We start from the raw sequence: 15,543 nt of genomic DNA, 5'->3' as shown, positions 1-15,543 counted from the left end.
CGTCTATGGGCCTCCGGCATGATATCTGTCCGTCACCTGATCCAGCGCTCCAAGATACCGCTCCTGCGCGGGGCCTGGCTCACGCTGGCCATGATCGCAGCGGGGAATCCCGCATCCGGAGCCGTCACTTCCACCGCCTACTACCGGATGGGAGAAGATAACCCATCCGCGACTCCGGGACAAAAGGTCTTGTCGGTCGGCAACCGCTTCCGCACCAACGAGGCATCCACTTCCGGCGGTGAGGCGACCTACACCGGCGACGTGGCCGCGGAGGCCGTGGAAAGGGTGGGCAGCTCCATGGCCGTTTCCTTCTCGCCCGATTCCTACCTGGGCGTTCCGGCTATCAGCACAACGGACAACTTCGGGCTCGAAGCGTGGGTCAGGCCCGCCTCTTCCACGGCCGAAGGCGTGGTCCTCCACAATGGGGTCTCCGGAACCAGTGGCTTGGGTATCGCGCAGGTCGGAAACAAATTTCAGGCGAGGATCGGCTCCAGCCTCTTCGGCAGCGGGCCGCTGTCACCCGGGGTCTGGTCCCATGTGGCACTCGTCCGGAGCAGCGGGGTCACGACGCTATACGTGGACGGAGTCGAGTGCGGGACCTCCGGTCTCACGCCGCCTTCGCCAGGTAGCTGGTTGTACATGGGGGGAAGCGGCTTCACCGGATCGCTGGATGAGGTCCGGGCTTTCACCTTCTCCGCCGGTGCCTTTGTCACGGACGATCTGTCGCGCAGGGCCGCGCAGATCGCGCTGGCAGAGGAGGGAGGCGATCCTGTCCCCAATGGCAGGACCTACGATTTCGGAGTGGCAGATCCCGGCTCCGCGGTGGACCGGAGCTTTGTCATCACCAGCTCCGGAGTCACCAGCCTGTCCAATATCACCGCCCGCGTGAGTGGAGCGGACGCCGGGTGCTTCACCGTGACCGAGGCGCCGGATGCCACCGTCGCCACCGGAGACACCACCACTTTCGCCGTCAGATTCTCCCCTGTCGGGACCGAACGTCGGACCGCGCTCCTGACGATCACGAGCAATGACCCGGATGACAGCCCCTACCGGGTGATGATCACCGGAACGACCTCCAAGAGAGAGATCTCGGTCGAGGCACCGGCGGGTAACCCTCTTCCCATGGGAAGCGTTCTCACCTGGGGATTGTCCTCATCGACTTTGTTACCGCCAGCAGGACTCTCACGCGTCACCTCGCTGGCCCTGGGCGGATCTCACGTCCTGGCCTTGCGGGACGATGGAAGCATCGTCTGGTGGGGCTCCAGTCTGGCCAAGCCTCCCGCCGACTTGGGACCTGCCACAGCCATCGCCACAGGATCTTACCACAGCCTGGCGGTCACGTCTGGCAAGGTGGTGGGATGGGGCCTCACTCCGGCGTCGTGGACGCCCTTGCCGGCAGGGCTCGATGGCGTGGTTGCCGTGGCCGCCGGACTGGATCACAGCCTCGCACTGCGGAGCGACGGCACGGTGGTCGGATGGGGACGGAACAATGCAGGACAGCTCAACATCCCTGCCAGCCTGTCCAACGTGGTCGCCATCGCGGCAGGGGACCACCACAACCTGGCGCTCAAGAGCGACGGGACTGTCGTCACCTGGGGAAGAAACCAGAGCAGCTATCTGGCGGTCCCTGCGAATCTTTCCAACGTGGTGGCGATCGCCGCGGGATCAACCACAAGCTTGGCACTGCGCGCGGATGGCACGGTGGTCGGCTGGGGCATGCTGAACGGCAACCTGCTGACCATACCAGCAAACGTCACCGGTGTGGTATCCATCGCGGCCCACGGGAACGAGCTTCGTGCGATGAAGAACGACGGGACCGTGCAAGCCCTGAAGCCCACCTACACCCCCCCCACCCCGAACGCCCGCGGAAAATCCCTGGCGGTGAACAACTTCATCACCGGCGTGATCTTGACCCCCAACCTCCCTTTCGGGAATCAGACGGTTTCCTACCCCTCGGCTCCGAAGACTGTCACGGTCCGCAATTCGGGGATCGAGCCCCTTCAAGTCACAGGCATCACCCTATCCGGAACCAACGCTGCGGACTTCGCACTGGACCTGCCCGCTCTCCCTCTCGAGCTGGCACCTTCAGCCAGCGTCGAAATTGCCGCCACCTTCACCCCCTCGGGCCTGAGCTACCACCAGGCGGTCTTGCAGATCGCCAGCAATGATCCGGACAACGGCAACCTGACGATCGACCTGTCGGGAACGGGCGTTCCGGCCGCCCCGGAAATCGCGATCTTCGACACAACCGGGCCGGATGCGATCGAACTCGTGGACTACAAGGGAACACAGGTTTTCCCCGAAACCACCGTCGATGGCACGGCCACCGTGAAGACCTTCACCATCGTCAACCAAGGATACCTCGACCTCACCGGCATCGCGATCTCCAAGGATGGCAACCACCGCGGGGAATTCCAATACAGCGAGCCGGAGGTGACGACGTTGCCGCCCGGCGCCAGCACCACCTTCACGGTAAGCTTCAACCCGAAGGCCGGTGGTGCTCGCGACGCGATGCTACGGGTATCCAGCAATGACCTGAACGAGGGAATCTTCGAGATCCTTCTGACCGGCAACGCCGTGGGATCGGAAATCACGGTCGAATCATCCGGCGGCGAATCGCTCGAAAGCGGCCAGGTCAAAGTCTGGGGCCAAAGCAATGCTTCCGGGGAGTTGACCATCCCGCCCGGCCTCACCGGGGTGCGCAGGATCGCCGGTGGCGATGGATTCTTCGTCGCCTCGTTGCATGATGGCACAGTCACGTGCTGGGGAAGAGGAAACGAAGGCCAGACCTCCCCACCCCAGGATCTGGATGACGTGATCGATGTCGCCGCCTGCTTCACGACCGCCTTCGCCCTGAAGTCAGACGGAACGGTCGTGGCCTGGGGAAGCAACCAGGGCGGGGCCAGAGACGTCCCTCCGGGTCTCACCGGCGTGAAAAAGATCGTGGCAAATGGAGCCCACGTGATGGCCCTCAAGGAAGATGGGACCGCGGTTACATGGGGGCAATTCTCCTCCTGGCCGGTGACTCCTGCGCCAGCGGACCTGAGCGGCATCGTGGATATCGCCACCAGCACCAATACCGCGGCCGTGCTCAAGGCGGATGGAAGCGTCGTGGTCTGGGGAGACGACTACAATCATGTGGATCAAGTCCCCGAGGGCCTCACCGGCATCACCAGTATCGCTGTCAGCGACAGCGTCATCGCCGCCCTGAAGAGCGATGGGACAGTCGTGACCTGGGGTGGAATCTATCCTAACAGAAGCGACTACAAACCTCCCTACGGTCTCAGCGGCGTCGTCGACATCGTGGCCCATTACGACTCCATCATGGCTCGCAAGGCTGATGGGACGCTGGTCATGTGGAGGCGACACAACGATCCGGTGGCCCTTCCAGCCGGTCTCTCCGGGATCACGGCGATGGCAGCCGGCTACTATGACTTCGCTGTCATTTCAGATTCCGTGGCCGACCTGGGCACCCGGCCGGTCACCATTCCCGGCACACCCCGTTCGTTGGTCGTGCGGAATACCGGCACGCTCCCGCTGGACATTCACTCTGTCGAGATCGTGGATGGAGACATCTCGGACTTCGAGATCACCTCCACGCTCCCCACCGGTCCCTTGGCGGCCGGAGGCCAAGCTTCCTTCTCGGTGCGATTCGTTCCGTCCGCAACAGGCAGGCGCGTGGCGAAACTCCGCATCACCAGCAGCGATCACGATGAAGGCTGGTTCCACATCCTTCTCACCGGGCATGCGGTGCCGCATGTCCCCATCCTCTCCGTCGAGGAGCCTTCGGGAACCGCAATCGTGGATGGACGGGTCGTGGAGTTCGGGCTTGTCGACCGGGAGAATGCCACGCCGATGCCGGAAGGGCTGTCGGGGGTCAAGGCCATCGCGGCGGTTGCCAGTGGCACCATTGCCTTGAAGAAAGACGGGACAGTCATCGGATGGGGAGCCGGTTCCGTGGTCCGACCTCCGATTCCCTTGACCGATGTATCATCCATCGTTTCCGGGGAATATTTCGCCATGGCCCTGCGGCACGACGGCACTGTCAAGAGCTGGGCAGACGACTTGCACGTCGAACCGGTTCCCGCTGGCGTCGGAGGGATCGTACAAGTTGCTGGGGCCGGGGACCACGTCGTCGCCCTGAAATCCGACGGAACCGTCGCAGCGTGGGACAGCAAGAGAGACACCTCTGTGCTCCGAATCCCGGAAGGACTGGACAACGTGGTGGCCGTGGCCACGGGAAGTGACCACGGCGTCGCCCTGAAATCAGATGGGACTGTGGTTACGTGGGCAACTTCGCCCAGCATTCCTCCCTCCGCCCGGACGGGCGTGGTGGCCATCGCCGCAGCCAGATACCATACCCTGGCACTGAAAAGTGACGGCACGGTGGTCGGGTGGGGTTCCTCTTCCTCCTCATCACCAGTCGTCACCCCGCCCGCCGGTTTGTCGGGAGTCGTCGCCATCTCGACGGGGCCGGAGCACAGCCTGGCGCTAAAGCACGATGGGACCGTCGTGGGATGGGGAAGCAATTATCACGGGCAACTCAACCTACCTCCGGGCTTGGGCGGGGTGAAAGCCGTCTCCGCCGGGTCGAATCACTCGGCGCTCCTGCTGGGAGCGCACTCGGACTTCGCCACCCGCGCGGTGGCTTCCCAAGGAACGGTCAAAAGGTATGTCGTCCGCAATGGCGGGTCTCAACCCCTGCACATCACCGGAGTGAATGTCGCGGGGGATCAGGCCTCCGACTTCACGGTGGATACCAGCGGCATGCTCACCACGGTCGCCCCGGGAGGCGGCAGCACCACCTTCAAGGTCCGCTTCACTCCGGGTGCCACCGGATTCAGGAGCACCACGCTGACTATCCTGAGCGATGATCCCGCCGATCCCGAGTTCCAGATCCGGCTCACCGGGACAGGAGTAATACCCGCGACTCCCCGCGAGGCATGGCGCTTGGGCCACTTCGGGGCCGGTGCGAACGCAGGCACGGCTGCCGACGATGCCGACCCGAACGGCAACGGGATCTCCAACCTCCTGGAATACGCCCTCGGAGGCGATCCGCTCGGCACGTCATCCGGATCATCCATCCTCCCCCGCCACGGGATCTCGGAGGCGGGAACGATGGAGTTCAAGTTCACCCGGAATCCGGCACGCGCGGACATCGTGATGACCATCCAGGCCAGCGACGACCTGAAAACCGAATGGACCGACCTGGCCCGGAGCAGCTCCGGGGCGGCATTCCTCCCGCTCGTGGAAGGCGTGATCGTGACGGAGCCTGAAGCCGGCCCGGGCGAGGTCCGTGAGGTCACCCTCCGGGACACCGCCGTGGTCACCGATCCATCGAAGCCACGGCGCTTCCTCCGCTTGGTCGTCTCGGAGCCATGAGGCTTCGCGCCGTTGCCCGACTCACCGGGGCGTCCGCACGATGACGCGAGTCGCTCCGGCCTTGAGGCAGAGGGCTTCGGCCTTCTCCGGGCCGACGACGCAGGCGGCTGTGGCAAGAGCGTCACTGATGGTGGCGGTGGGCGAGATGACGCTCACCGCGATGCGCTCGGTGAGGCCCAGGCCGGTCGCGGGGTCGAGGATGTGCGAGTAGCGCTTGCCGCCGATCTCGGCGAACTGGTGCAGGTCGCCCGAGGTGGAGACGGCACAATTCACCAGCTCCACCACTTCCTCCGGCGACTCCTCATCGAAGGTCTGGAGGCCGACGCGCCACGCCTTCCTGCCCGGCGGCGGGTCGCCGAGACGGAGATCGCCACCGGCTGCGATGCAGGTGCGGGAAAAGCCTGCCTTCACCATCACGGCGAGCATGCGGTCCGCCGCGTAGCCTTTCGCGATGCCGCCGAGATCGAGCTGCATGCCGGGCTTCTGAAGCAGGATCGTGGAGGTGGCAGCATCCCAGGTGGCATGCTTCCAGCCGCCGGCGTCGCGAGCACTTGTTAGAATATCATCCGGCGGCAGCACCCGCGTGCGGCGGCTTTCCCGCCAGAGCTTTGTCAGGCGGCCGAGCGTGGGGTCGAAGGCACCCTCGGTGAGCTTGGCGTGATGAAAGGACGACTCCAGCAGCTCGGCGAAGACGGGCGAGACCTTCGTGGCCTTCCCCGCGGGCAGGCGCATCAGCTCGCTTTCCGGGGAGTAGTCGGAGGCGATGCGGTTCACCTCTTCCGCCGCTGCGAATGCCTCGTCGGCGGCCTTCTTCGCCGCGGCCTCGTCCTCGCCATGGCAGGTAATGGCGAAGCGCGTGGCCATCAGCGGACGTTCGAAAACGAAGCGGCGCTCCTCTGCGTGCACGACTGCGATGACGAGCAGCGCGACGCCCGCGCGGATAAGGGATGGGAATCTCATCGTTTCCAAGAATCATCCAACGCGCGGATCACGCGACACCTGTCGGGGAATCGCACTGGCGGGAGCGGTCAGTCGTCGAGGAACTTGCCGGGATTCAGGATGCCCTGCGGATCGAGCGCGTCCTTCAGCGCGAGGTGGACGTCGAAGGCGACCTCCCCGAGCGCCTGATGGATCCACGGCTTCTTCGCGAGGCCCACGCCGTGCTCGCCGGTGATGGCGCCGCCGTGGTCGAGCACCCAGGCGAAGAGCAGGTCGAGCGCGTGCTCCGCCTTCTCCCGCGTGGCGGGATCCTCGAAGCCCGCGACCATCAGGTTCGTGTGAATGTTCCCGTCCCCGGCATGGCCGAAGCACGCGACCGGGATACCGGTGTCCTCCTCCAGGCGACGGGCGAAATCGACCAGCTCCACCAGCTTCGAGCGCGGGACCACGATGTCCTCGTTCAGCTTGGTCAGGCCGGTGTCGCGCAGCGAGTAAGAAAATTCGCGGCGCAGTTGCCAGATCGCCTCGCACTCCGCCTCCTTCGTCGCGCGGTCGATGCGGGTCGCGCCCACCTCGGAGAGCAGCGTTTCCAGCTCCTTCAGCTCGCTCTTCACCGCAGCCGGCCGCCCGTCGATCTCCACGATGAGGTGCGCCTGGCCGTCGGGCAGCTTGTCCGCGCCGAGGCGCTTGCGAGCGGCGGCGAGCGTGAAGCCATCGGTGATCTCCAGCGCGGATGGCAGGTGGCCGCGGTTCAGGATGGCCTGCACGGCAGCCGCCGCCGCGGGGAAGTCGCCGAAGACCGCCGCCAGCATCGCGCGCGAAGCGGGCTTCGGGATCAGGCGCAGGGTGATCTCCGTGACCACGCCGAGCATGCCCTCCGAGCCGGTGAAAAGCCCGCACAGGTCGAAGCCCGTCTTGTTCTTGTGGACGCGGCCGCCGCAGCGCATCACGCGGCCGTCCGCCAGCACCACCTCCAGCCCGAGGACGTAACTACGAGTAACGCCGTACTTCAGGCAACGCGGGCCGCCGGCATTCGTCGCCACGTTTCCGCCGATCGAGCACTCCTTCAGCGACGCCGGGTCGGGCGGATAGTCCCAGCCCACCGCACGCGCGGCATTCTGCAGGGCCACCGTGATCACGCCGGGCTGCACCACGGCCACGCCATCGGCGGGATTGATCTCCACGATGCGGTTCATCCGCGCGACCGAGAGCACGATGCCACCGGCGACCGGCACGCAGCCGCCGACATAGCCGATGCCCGCGCCGCGGGTGGTCACCGGGATATTCCGCTGGGACGCATATCTCAGCGTCTTCGAGACATCCTGCGCCGACTCGGCGAAGACGACCACGTCCGGCAGATTCCGCGCGTACCACTTGTCGGCGGCATTTTCCTCCAGATCCGCGCTGCGGATGGAGGCTTTGCCCGGACCCAGCAGCTCCGCGAGTTCCGCGCAGACCGTGTCTGCTGAGAGAGCGTCCCCGTCTTCCGGCTCCGCTTCCGGAGCGCTGTCCAGCGGCTCGTCGAGATCGTCGAAGATATCTTTTTCCGCACCGGCTCCGCGGCTGCGCATCTCTTGTCGTGCGGCACCGCCTTGCGTGATCCAGGACTGGCGTTTGGGTGGAAGGGACACGCCCGAGGATTTCCCCGGTCGCCCCGCCGGTCAACCCGGGAACTTGTAGCGACCGGCATGGCCCCGCATCACCCGCACGAGAAAGGGCGACCTCCATCCGGAGATCGCCCTTTGTGAAAACGCAGGTGCGCCTGTCAGCTCACTTCAGCGGCAGGTTCGTCGCCTTGCCGTCCGGGGTGTTGCCGACGATGCGGTTGTTCTTGAAGGACTGGATGACGCCCTTGCCGATCTTCTTCAGGCCGTCGGCCACGTTGAAGGCCACGGTGCTGTCGCTCAGCACGGCGCGCGAGCGATCCGCGACGGCGATGCCGGTGCCGCAGCCTTCGATGCGGGTATTCTCGATCATGGCGACGCTGGCGGCACCCGTGGCCGGGGCCAGGGAGATGCCTTCCTCGGAGCACTCGTGGATCAGGCAGTCGCGGAAGAAGAGCTGCGTGCCGGTGGTGGCGGTGGTCGCCTCGGCGACGCCCTTCTGGAAGCCCTTGATGCGGCAGTTCTCGAAGTAAACGGCACCGGCCCGCTGGATACGCACGCCGATGGTGCCGGTTTCCAAGCCTTCGATCTGCAGGTTGCGCAGGATCACCACGTCTTGCTCACCGGCATTGATATTGATGCCCAAGGTGCCATTCACGAGGATGCCGCCTTCCACTCCACCGCCATCGATGGTGATGGCCTTGGTGATGGTCACGCCGCCGAAGCCACCGGGATCGAGCACGTTGATCACGCCCTTCGCAGCGGTCTTGCTGATCGCTCCGGCGAAGGTCTTGCACGGCGCGGTGCGGCTGCCGGGATTCGCATCGTCACCCACACCGGAGACCCAGGTGCGGGTGGCTTGGGCGGAGGCGATGGACGAGAGGCCCATCAGGAAAACTGCGGCGAGGAAGGGTAGGAGCTTCATGGTGAATCAAAACTGCCGGATTATTAAACACACCACAAGATCACATATCCCGAAGCGGGATGACGCGATCACGGATGGACAGTCCCTGACGGACACCGGTTGACATCGCGGCCCGCGGCCCCGTTGATCGCCGCGCGTGTTCTTCCGGATCCTACTCGATGTCTGCGGGCCGATCTTCCTGATCGTGGGCGCGGGCTGGCTGATGGACCGGAAATTCAAGCTACACCTGGAGACCCTGGTGAAGCTGAACATCTACCTGATGGTCCCGGCCTTCATCTTCAGCCGGGTGGTCAGCGCGGAGCTGGGGGGCGCGGAGGCACTGCGGATCGTCGGCTTCACCTTCTCAACCATCGCGCTGATGTTCATCGGCAGCGCGATCGCGGGGCACCTCTTCCGCATGCCCGCGCGGCAGCGGCAGGCGCTCTCGCTGGCGACGATGTTTTACAACTGCGGGAACTACGGGCTGCCGCTGGTGACGCTCGCCTTTGGCAACTACGCCGCGGAGGTGCAGATCTTCATCCTGGCGACGATGAATGTCTCGACCTACACGATCGGCCTCTTCCTCGCCCAGGCGCGCGGGGAGAGTCCCGGCTCGCACCGCAAGGCGCTGATGAAAATGCTGCGCCAGCCGACGCTCTACGCGATGGCCGCGGGGCTCGCCTGCCGCGGGCTAGGCGTGCCGGTGCAGGAGTGGATCTGGCTGTGGGAACCCTTCGACTTGCTCCAGGCAGGGCTGATCGGCTTCGCGCTGGTCACGCTGGGCGTGCAGATGTCGCAGACGAAGCCCGCGCCCTTCCGCGCGCCGCTGTGGTCGGCCATCCTGCTGCGGCTGGTCATTTCCCCGGCGCTGGCCTTCCTGCTGGTGACGGCCTTCGGCTTCTCGCGCGATGTCTCCGCGTCGCTGATCCTCGCCGCCGCGGCACCCACGGCGGTGAATACCGCGCTGCTCGCCCATGAATTCGGCGGCGACATCTCCTTCGCCACCTCGGCGGTCTATTACAGCACGCTCATCAGCCTGATCACCACCCCGGCACTGGTGTATGTGCTGAAGCTGTGGGTGGGGTGAATCTCAACGCCGCGAAGCTGCGCTGATCTCGCGAACCAGCGCGATCCAGCTTCGTAGCGGAAGCGCTGCGCGCTTCAAGGCTGGGCGGGGTCTCCTTGGAGATCGCCACCTTGATTTTTGGAGGCGGACCGCACCCCGCCGGAGCGACGCAGTCGCTCCGCTACGAATCAACAGCGCGCAGGCGCAGGCTGGCGTGATAGATCACTCCACCACGCGGAATCCCAGGTCGGGCCGCTTCAGGGAGCGGTCGGTGGTCCACTCGCGGGCGGTCGCGCCGGAGGAGGGCTTGAGGAAGGAGCCGCCCATGAGCACCCAATTTTTCTCTCCGAGAGGATTGGCGGGGTTCAGCGATTGGCTCCGCGTCCACTCGGAGACGGAGCCCGCCATGCCTAGCAAGCCGGCGGGCGTGCGGTCGGTCGGCGGGATCTCATGAATGCCGCCCCACCCTGCCGGGCGCAGCGACGAAGGCTCGGGAAGCTGGTGGCGCATGGCAGCCCACCACTGTTCCTCGGTGGGCAGATGCACCAGCTTCCAATTGCAGTAGGCCGTGGCGTCCCACCAATCGACATTCACGACCGGACAGTCCCGGGTGATCGTCCGCCCCTGCCACTGGCCACCGCTCTTGATGGCGGCGAGCATGTCGGCCCAGCCATCCGGCTCGTGACCGGTCTTGCCCGGCGGCTGGCCTTCCGGGTCGTAGTTCTTCTGGCGCTCCGGGGGCAGGGCCGCCAGCGCCTTCAAAAAGGACTCATATTCGCCTATGGTCACCTCGTGGGCGCCCAGCTCGAAGGCGGGCAGCGCCGACTCCCCGCCATCGGGAAGCGGGTGGCTGCCCTCGGGAATGACGACGGGCGAAGGCAGCGGCTTGGCCGTCTTGCCATCTCCCCCGCCCTTCAGCGCGAAGACCCCGACGATGGCGACAATACCGACAGCCGCCGCACCGAGGATCAGCGGCAGCGGCGACTTCTTCGCCTGCACCCGGGAGGTCGGCGGCGCAGCGGCGGCAGGAGCCTCCGCGAGCTGCTGCTCGATCTGCTCGGCATACGAGCGGATCTCCGCCCACGTGAGCGAGCGGTCCAGCCCCTCCCCGCGCATCCACGCGAGCAGCGTCTGCATCCGCGAAGCACCCGGATGGCCATCCGCCACCAGCGGGACGAGTTCGCGGCCCAGCGTGGTGATGTCACCCTCGGATCTCCCCGGCTCGCGCTCACCGGCGCGGGCGAGATTTGCCAGGCGCACGACGCCGTGGCTGTCCAGAAAGACGTCCGACGCCCGCATCGGGCCGGTGGGTGTCCCGGCGGACTCCAGAGTGAGCGAGGCCTCGGAGACGCGGCGCAGGATGTGCGCGACCTGCACCGGCTTCATCGCCTGCCGCGAGGCCAGCCGCTCGGCCAGGGACGAACCGGGCAAGCGCTCAAGCGCGGCGAAGCAGTAGTCGGGCTGATTGATCGCCTCATACACCGAGCCGATCAGCGGATGATCCACCGCCGCCTGTGCGCGGACATTTGCCAGGAAGGCATCCCGAGAATGGAGTGCGGTCGGCTTCAGCTCGATGACCACGACCTGCCGGCGGATGGACTGCTGCTCCGCCCGCCACGTGAGGGAGGTCGGGCTTTCGGCGAGGAATTCGTCGAGACGGTAGTCGCCAATGGTGGTGCCGGCGCGGAGGCGGAAATCGTCCATGAAAATCAGGTCAGAGCAGATCAGATCGGGTCAGGCCAAATCAACGGTCGGGGGGGGGCATGGGCAGGTCTGCATACGGGTCGGCAGGCATGTCCGGCGGGAATTCATTCTGGCGGCCTGGCAAGACACCCGGGGTGGAGATCATGTCCTCGCTGAGGAATTCCGGCATCTGGTCCCAAGGATTTCCCTGCTGCTGATGCGACTGCTGCTGGGCGGATCCGCTGCGCGACGAGAGGTGCCGCGGCCAAGCCTGGTAGTCCAGCACTTCGCCCTTGTAGATCAGCTCCACCACCTGGCCGTAGTACTCGCGCTTTCCGAAAAGGTGAGTCTGCTGGAGATCGTCGCTCGGGATGATGTAGGGGAAACGGATCAACTCCTCGCCGGTGGCGAAGTCGAAGGGCATGGAAGGATATTCGATGCGGTCGCTCGGCACTTGGGTCACGGACTCGAGGATCTCCCGCTTCCCGCCTTTCATGACCGAGTCGAAGAAGCGCACCCGGACTTCCAGGTCTCCCTCTTCGATCTTCGCGTCGGCACCTGCATGCACCGGCACGGTGACAACCACCCGCTGGCCTTCCTCGTGGTCGTCGTCCTTGAAGATCCGTACACGACCGAGGGCCATCTCGCCGCGCAGGTCGGATGGCATCGAGATACCGGCGGCGAGTTTTTCTCCCGCCAAGGCATAGAGCGAGCCGGCGCCGGTGGTGCCGAGCGCGAGGATCTGCTGGTAGGCATCCGCGGCTTGGTCGGCGTGCAAGGGATCGGCCGCTGCCATATCCTCATAAACCAAGGCGAGCTCGTAGAGGACATTCGGGTCCTGCGGTGCCTGGGAGCGGGCCTCGCCAAGCTTGGTGATGGCGGCGCCCATGTCATCGGCCAGGCGGGCCTTGCGGGCTTCGCTGACCAGGCGCTCCACCACCGGATCGGCGATTGCCGGGACGGTGAGCGGGCGTGGCGCGGGCAGCACCGTGGCCTCCGGTAGCGGCGGAAGTTCCACCACCTTCTTCGGCGTCGGCGGCACCACGGCCATGGCAGGCGGCGCGGCCGGTGCCATGGTGATGATCGATGACGGCACTTCCTTCTCCACGATCCTCACCTCCTGCGCCCGCTCGACGCGGACGGCAAGCGCCACCCCGGCCGTGAGGAGCTGGGCAAAGGCGACCAGGCCCAGCACCCAGCAGGAAAGCCGGAAGACAAGATCAGACCTCAGGTGATTTGGCATGTGCGGTACGCTAGGCGGCGGAAATCCGCGAGGCAAGCAGCGACCTCGCGGCCCGTGCCGTAGATCACCGTATCTCCGTCGCGCCGAAGTACGGCACCAGTGCCTCCGGGATCCTGATGGAGCCGTCGGGCTGCTGGTACTGCTCCATGAGCGCCACGTAGAGGCGCGGCAGGGCGGTGCCGGAGCCATTCAAGGTGTGGCAGAAGCGGTTCTTCCCCTCCCCGTCCTTGAAGCGGAGCTTCATGCGGCGCGCCTGGAAATCGCCGAACCACGAGCAGCTCGAGACCTCGAGGTACTTCCCGTGACCCGGTGCCCAGACCTCGATGTCGTAGGTCTTCGCGGAATTCGCGCCGAGGTCACCGGTGCAAAGCTCGATCGTGCGGTAGTGCAGGCCGAGCTTTTGCAAGACGGCCTCCGCGTGGCCGGTCAGGGCCTCCAGCGTCTCCAGCCCGTGGTCGGGATGGACCACCTGGACCAGCTCCACCTTGTCGAACTGGTGCATGCGGATGATCCCGCGGTTGTCGCGGCCCGCGCTGCCGGCCTCGCGGCGGAAGCACGGCGTGTAGGCGCACAGGCGCTTCGGCAGGTCGCTCTCGTGGAGCAGCGTGTCGCGGTAAAGATTCGTCACCGGCACCTCGGCGGTCGGCGCGAGGAAGAGCTGGTTCCGGCCGTCTTCACCGGCGTCCGTGCCGTACATGTCGTCCTCGAATTTCGGGAGCTGGCCGGTGCCTTCCATGCACTCGCGCAGGACGACGTGCGGGACATTCACCTCCTCGTAGCCGTGCTCGCCGGACTGGAGATCGAGCAGGAAATTGATCAGCGCGCGCTCGAGCTTCGCGCCCTTGCCGCGATAGACGGCGAAGCCGGATCCGGCGATGCGGGTGGCATCATCGAGCGAGATGATGCCGAGCGCCTCGGCCAGCGTGAGGTGGTCCTGCGCGCCGGGGATCTCCGGCTTCTCGCCAAAGGTGCGGACGACGGGGTTCGCCGTCTCGTCCTCGCCGACCGGGCACGCGGGGTGCGGGAGATTCGGGATCTCCATCAGCAGCTCGGCCTGGCGGGTGCCTGCGGCATCCGACTCGGTGTCGAGGGCGGCGATCTTGTCATTGATCTCGCGCACGGCGGCCTCGATGGCCGAGGTGTCCTCGCCCTTGCCCTTCAGCATGCCGATCTGCTTGGACGTGCTCTTCCGCTCGGACTGGAGCTGTTGCTTCTCGGTCTCGGCCTTGCGGCGGGATTCGTCGCAGGCGAGCACTTCGTCGATGAGCGTCCAGTGGTTGCCGCCGCGCGCCTTCAGGCGTTCGCGGACGGCATCGGTGTTTTCGCGGATCTCGCGGATATCGAGCATGACGCGGCGAGCCTTAGAGCATCACCGGGCCGCCGTCCATCGCCCTGCTAGGAAAATTGGGTCACGAAGAAATAGATGATGACCAGCAGCAGCAGGCCACCGAGCACGGCGAGCATGTTCCGCTGGCCCTCGCTCATGCCCTTTTTCTTCGCGGGCATGGAAAACTGGATCGTGGGGCCGGGCACTCCGGCACCGGGGGCGCGGCGCACGGTGGTGACCGGGCCGGTGACCGCCACGGGCGAGGGCGGCGGCGGGATATCCGGCGGAGGCGGGCCTGCGGGCACTTCCTCCGGCTCGGGCTCAGGATCGGGATCCGTCGCGCCAGAGTGCAGGCTGGGCGGCGCGCCATCCGGCGGGGCCAGCGGCTGCGGCGCGGTGTGCGTCTTCACCGCCTGGGTGGCCACCATGGCGGTGGGCACGGGGGTCGGGCGCTGCGGGGCACCGCTGGCCATGCGCGGGCGCAGGGCGGCGGGCGGACCGGCAGGCACCACCGGCTGGACGATGGCCTGGGAGATCGGCTGATCGAGCTGGATGAAGCTCTTCATGCTCTCGCGGGCATTTTCCGGGCGCTCCACCGGGTAGCGGTTGATGTGCCACATCACCCAGTCTGCCGCCCACTTCGGGATGTCCGGGCGGACCTCGCCGAGCGGGATGACGCGGTGCTCCAAATGCGCGGCCATCACCTGATGGGCGGTCTCGCCTTGGAAAGGATTCTGCCCGGTCAGCGTGAAATAATAGACGCAGCCGATGGAATACATGTCCAAGCGCGAGTCGATCGGCGCGCGCTCGAACTGCTCCGGGGCCATGTAGAAGATCGAGCCGAAGATGTCCCCCTGCTCGATGGTGTCGATGGACGTCTTCGGGCTGAATTTCGCGAGGCCGAAATCGACGATCTTGGTCTGGAAGCGGCCGGACGGCAGCCAGTTCACCATGATATTCGACGGCTTCAGGTCGCGATGGACGAGACCGAGGTGCTGGGCGGCGACGAGCGCCTCCTGGATCTGGAGGACCAGCTCGCGGAAATCCGGCCACGTCAGCGGCGCTTTTTCCACGATCTCATCCAGCGTCTGGCCGGTGAGCAACTCCATGACGACGAAGGGGCCGTCCTCATCCGAGCCGACGTCGTAGATGGTGACGATATTCGGATGCTGGAGGGCGGCGAGGGCGCCGGTCTCCTTCTCCATCTGCTTCGTCGCCTCGTCGCGATGGACGTCATCGTCACCGGAAACGATCCGTTTCACCGCCACCTCGCGCTTCAAGGCGTGGTCCCAAGCGCGGTAAACCGCACCCAGACCGCCTTGGCCGAGCTTCCCGCGAATCTCATATCGTTCCTCCATGCAAAGGGCTTTCCATACTTTGAAGCCGGGTTTCCCG

At 65.8% G+C, this 15,543-nt stretch carries 9 protein-coding genes; 2 read left to right on the top strand and 7 right to left on the bottom strand.

Features of this window, described 5'->3' with window-relative positions; translation table 11 throughout:
* Positions 1 to 18 precede the first annotated feature (18 nt).
* On the top strand, positions 19 to 5,382 hold the full coding sequence (locus OKA04_RS10810) for a choice-of-anchor D domain-containing protein (RefSeq protein ID WP_264501173.1): 5,364 nt from the start codon (positions 19 to 21) through the stop codon (positions 5,380 to 5,382).
* Between the two features lie 21 nt (positions 5,383 to 5,403).
* On the opposite strand, the gene OKA04_RS10805 is transcribed toward OKA04_RS10810, so the two are convergent.
* The 3 genes from OKA04_RS10805 to OKA04_RS10795 all read right to left on the bottom strand — a co-directional run bounded on the left by OKA04_RS10805 (position 5,404) and on the right by OKA04_RS10795 (position 8,850).
* Complete coding sequence (locus OKA04_RS10805) at positions 5,404 to 6,342, bottom strand: FAD:protein FMN transferase (RefSeq protein ID WP_264501172.1); 939 nt, start codon at positions 6,340 to 6,342, stop codon at positions 5,404 to 5,406.
* Positions 6,343 to 6,410: 68 nt separating this feature from the next.
* Positions 6,411 to 7,952 (bottom strand): FAD-binding oxidoreductase, encoded by a 1,542-nt coding sequence (locus tag OKA04_RS10800; RefSeq protein ID WP_264501171.1) that lies wholly within the window; start codon positions 7,950 to 7,952, stop codon positions 6,411 to 6,413.
* A 139-nt stretch (positions 7,953 to 8,091) separates the two neighbouring features.
* Positions 8,092 to 8,850 (bottom strand): right-handed parallel beta-helix repeat-containing protein, encoded by a 759-nt coding sequence (locus OKA04_RS10795; protein ID WP_264501170.1) that lies wholly within the window; start codon positions 8,848 to 8,850, stop codon positions 8,092 to 8,094.
* A 136-nt stretch (positions 8,851 to 8,986) separates the two neighbouring features.
* On the opposite strand from OKA04_RS10795, the gene OKA04_RS10790 reads away from it, so the two are divergent.
* Complete coding sequence (locus tag OKA04_RS10790) at positions 8,987 to 9,916, top strand: AEC family transporter (protein WP_264501169.1); 930 nt, start codon at positions 8,987 to 8,989, stop codon at positions 9,914 to 9,916.
* Positions 9,917 to 10,117: 201 nt separating this feature from the next.
* Here the strand turns inward: OKA04_RS10790 and OKA04_RS10785 are convergent, their stop codons facing one another.
* The 4 genes from OKA04_RS10785 to OKA04_RS10770 all read right to left on the bottom strand — a co-directional run bounded on the left by OKA04_RS10785 (position 10,118) and on the right by OKA04_RS10770 (position 15,506).
* A complete protein-coding gene (locus OKA04_RS10785) occupies positions 10,118 to 11,599 on the bottom strand; it encodes an SUMF1/EgtB/PvdO family nonheme iron enzyme (protein ID WP_264501168.1) in 1,482 nt (493 codons plus the stop codon).
* Between the two features lie 40 nt (positions 11,600 to 11,639).
* Positions 11,640 to 12,821: a hypothetical protein gene (locus OKA04_RS10780; protein WP_264501167.1), complete on the bottom strand. Its 1,182-nt coding sequence runs from the start codon at positions 12,819 to 12,821 to the stop codon at positions 11,640 to 11,642.
* Between the two features lie 64 nt (positions 12,822 to 12,885).
* A complete protein-coding gene (gene serS, locus OKA04_RS10775) occupies positions 12,886 to 14,169 on the bottom strand; it encodes a serine--tRNA ligase (RefSeq protein ID WP_264501166.1) in 1,284 nt (427 codons plus the stop codon).
* 47 nt (positions 14,170 to 14,216) lie between these two features.
* Entirely contained in the window at positions 14,217 to 15,506 is a 1,290-nt protein-coding gene (locus OKA04_RS10770) for a serine/threonine-protein kinase (protein WP_264501165.1), read from the bottom strand.
* Positions 15,507 to 15,543: the final 37 nt, after the last annotated feature.

This window comes from Luteolibacter flavescens, from assembly GCF_025950085.1.
In the GTDB taxonomy this organism is placed as follows: domain Bacteria; phylum Verrucomicrobiota; class Verrucomicrobiia; order Verrucomicrobiales; family Akkermansiaceae; genus Haloferula; species Haloferula flavescens.
The sequence above is the reverse complement of the archived record's forward strand: the minus strand, read 5'-3'. Positions and strand labels throughout refer to the sequence as shown.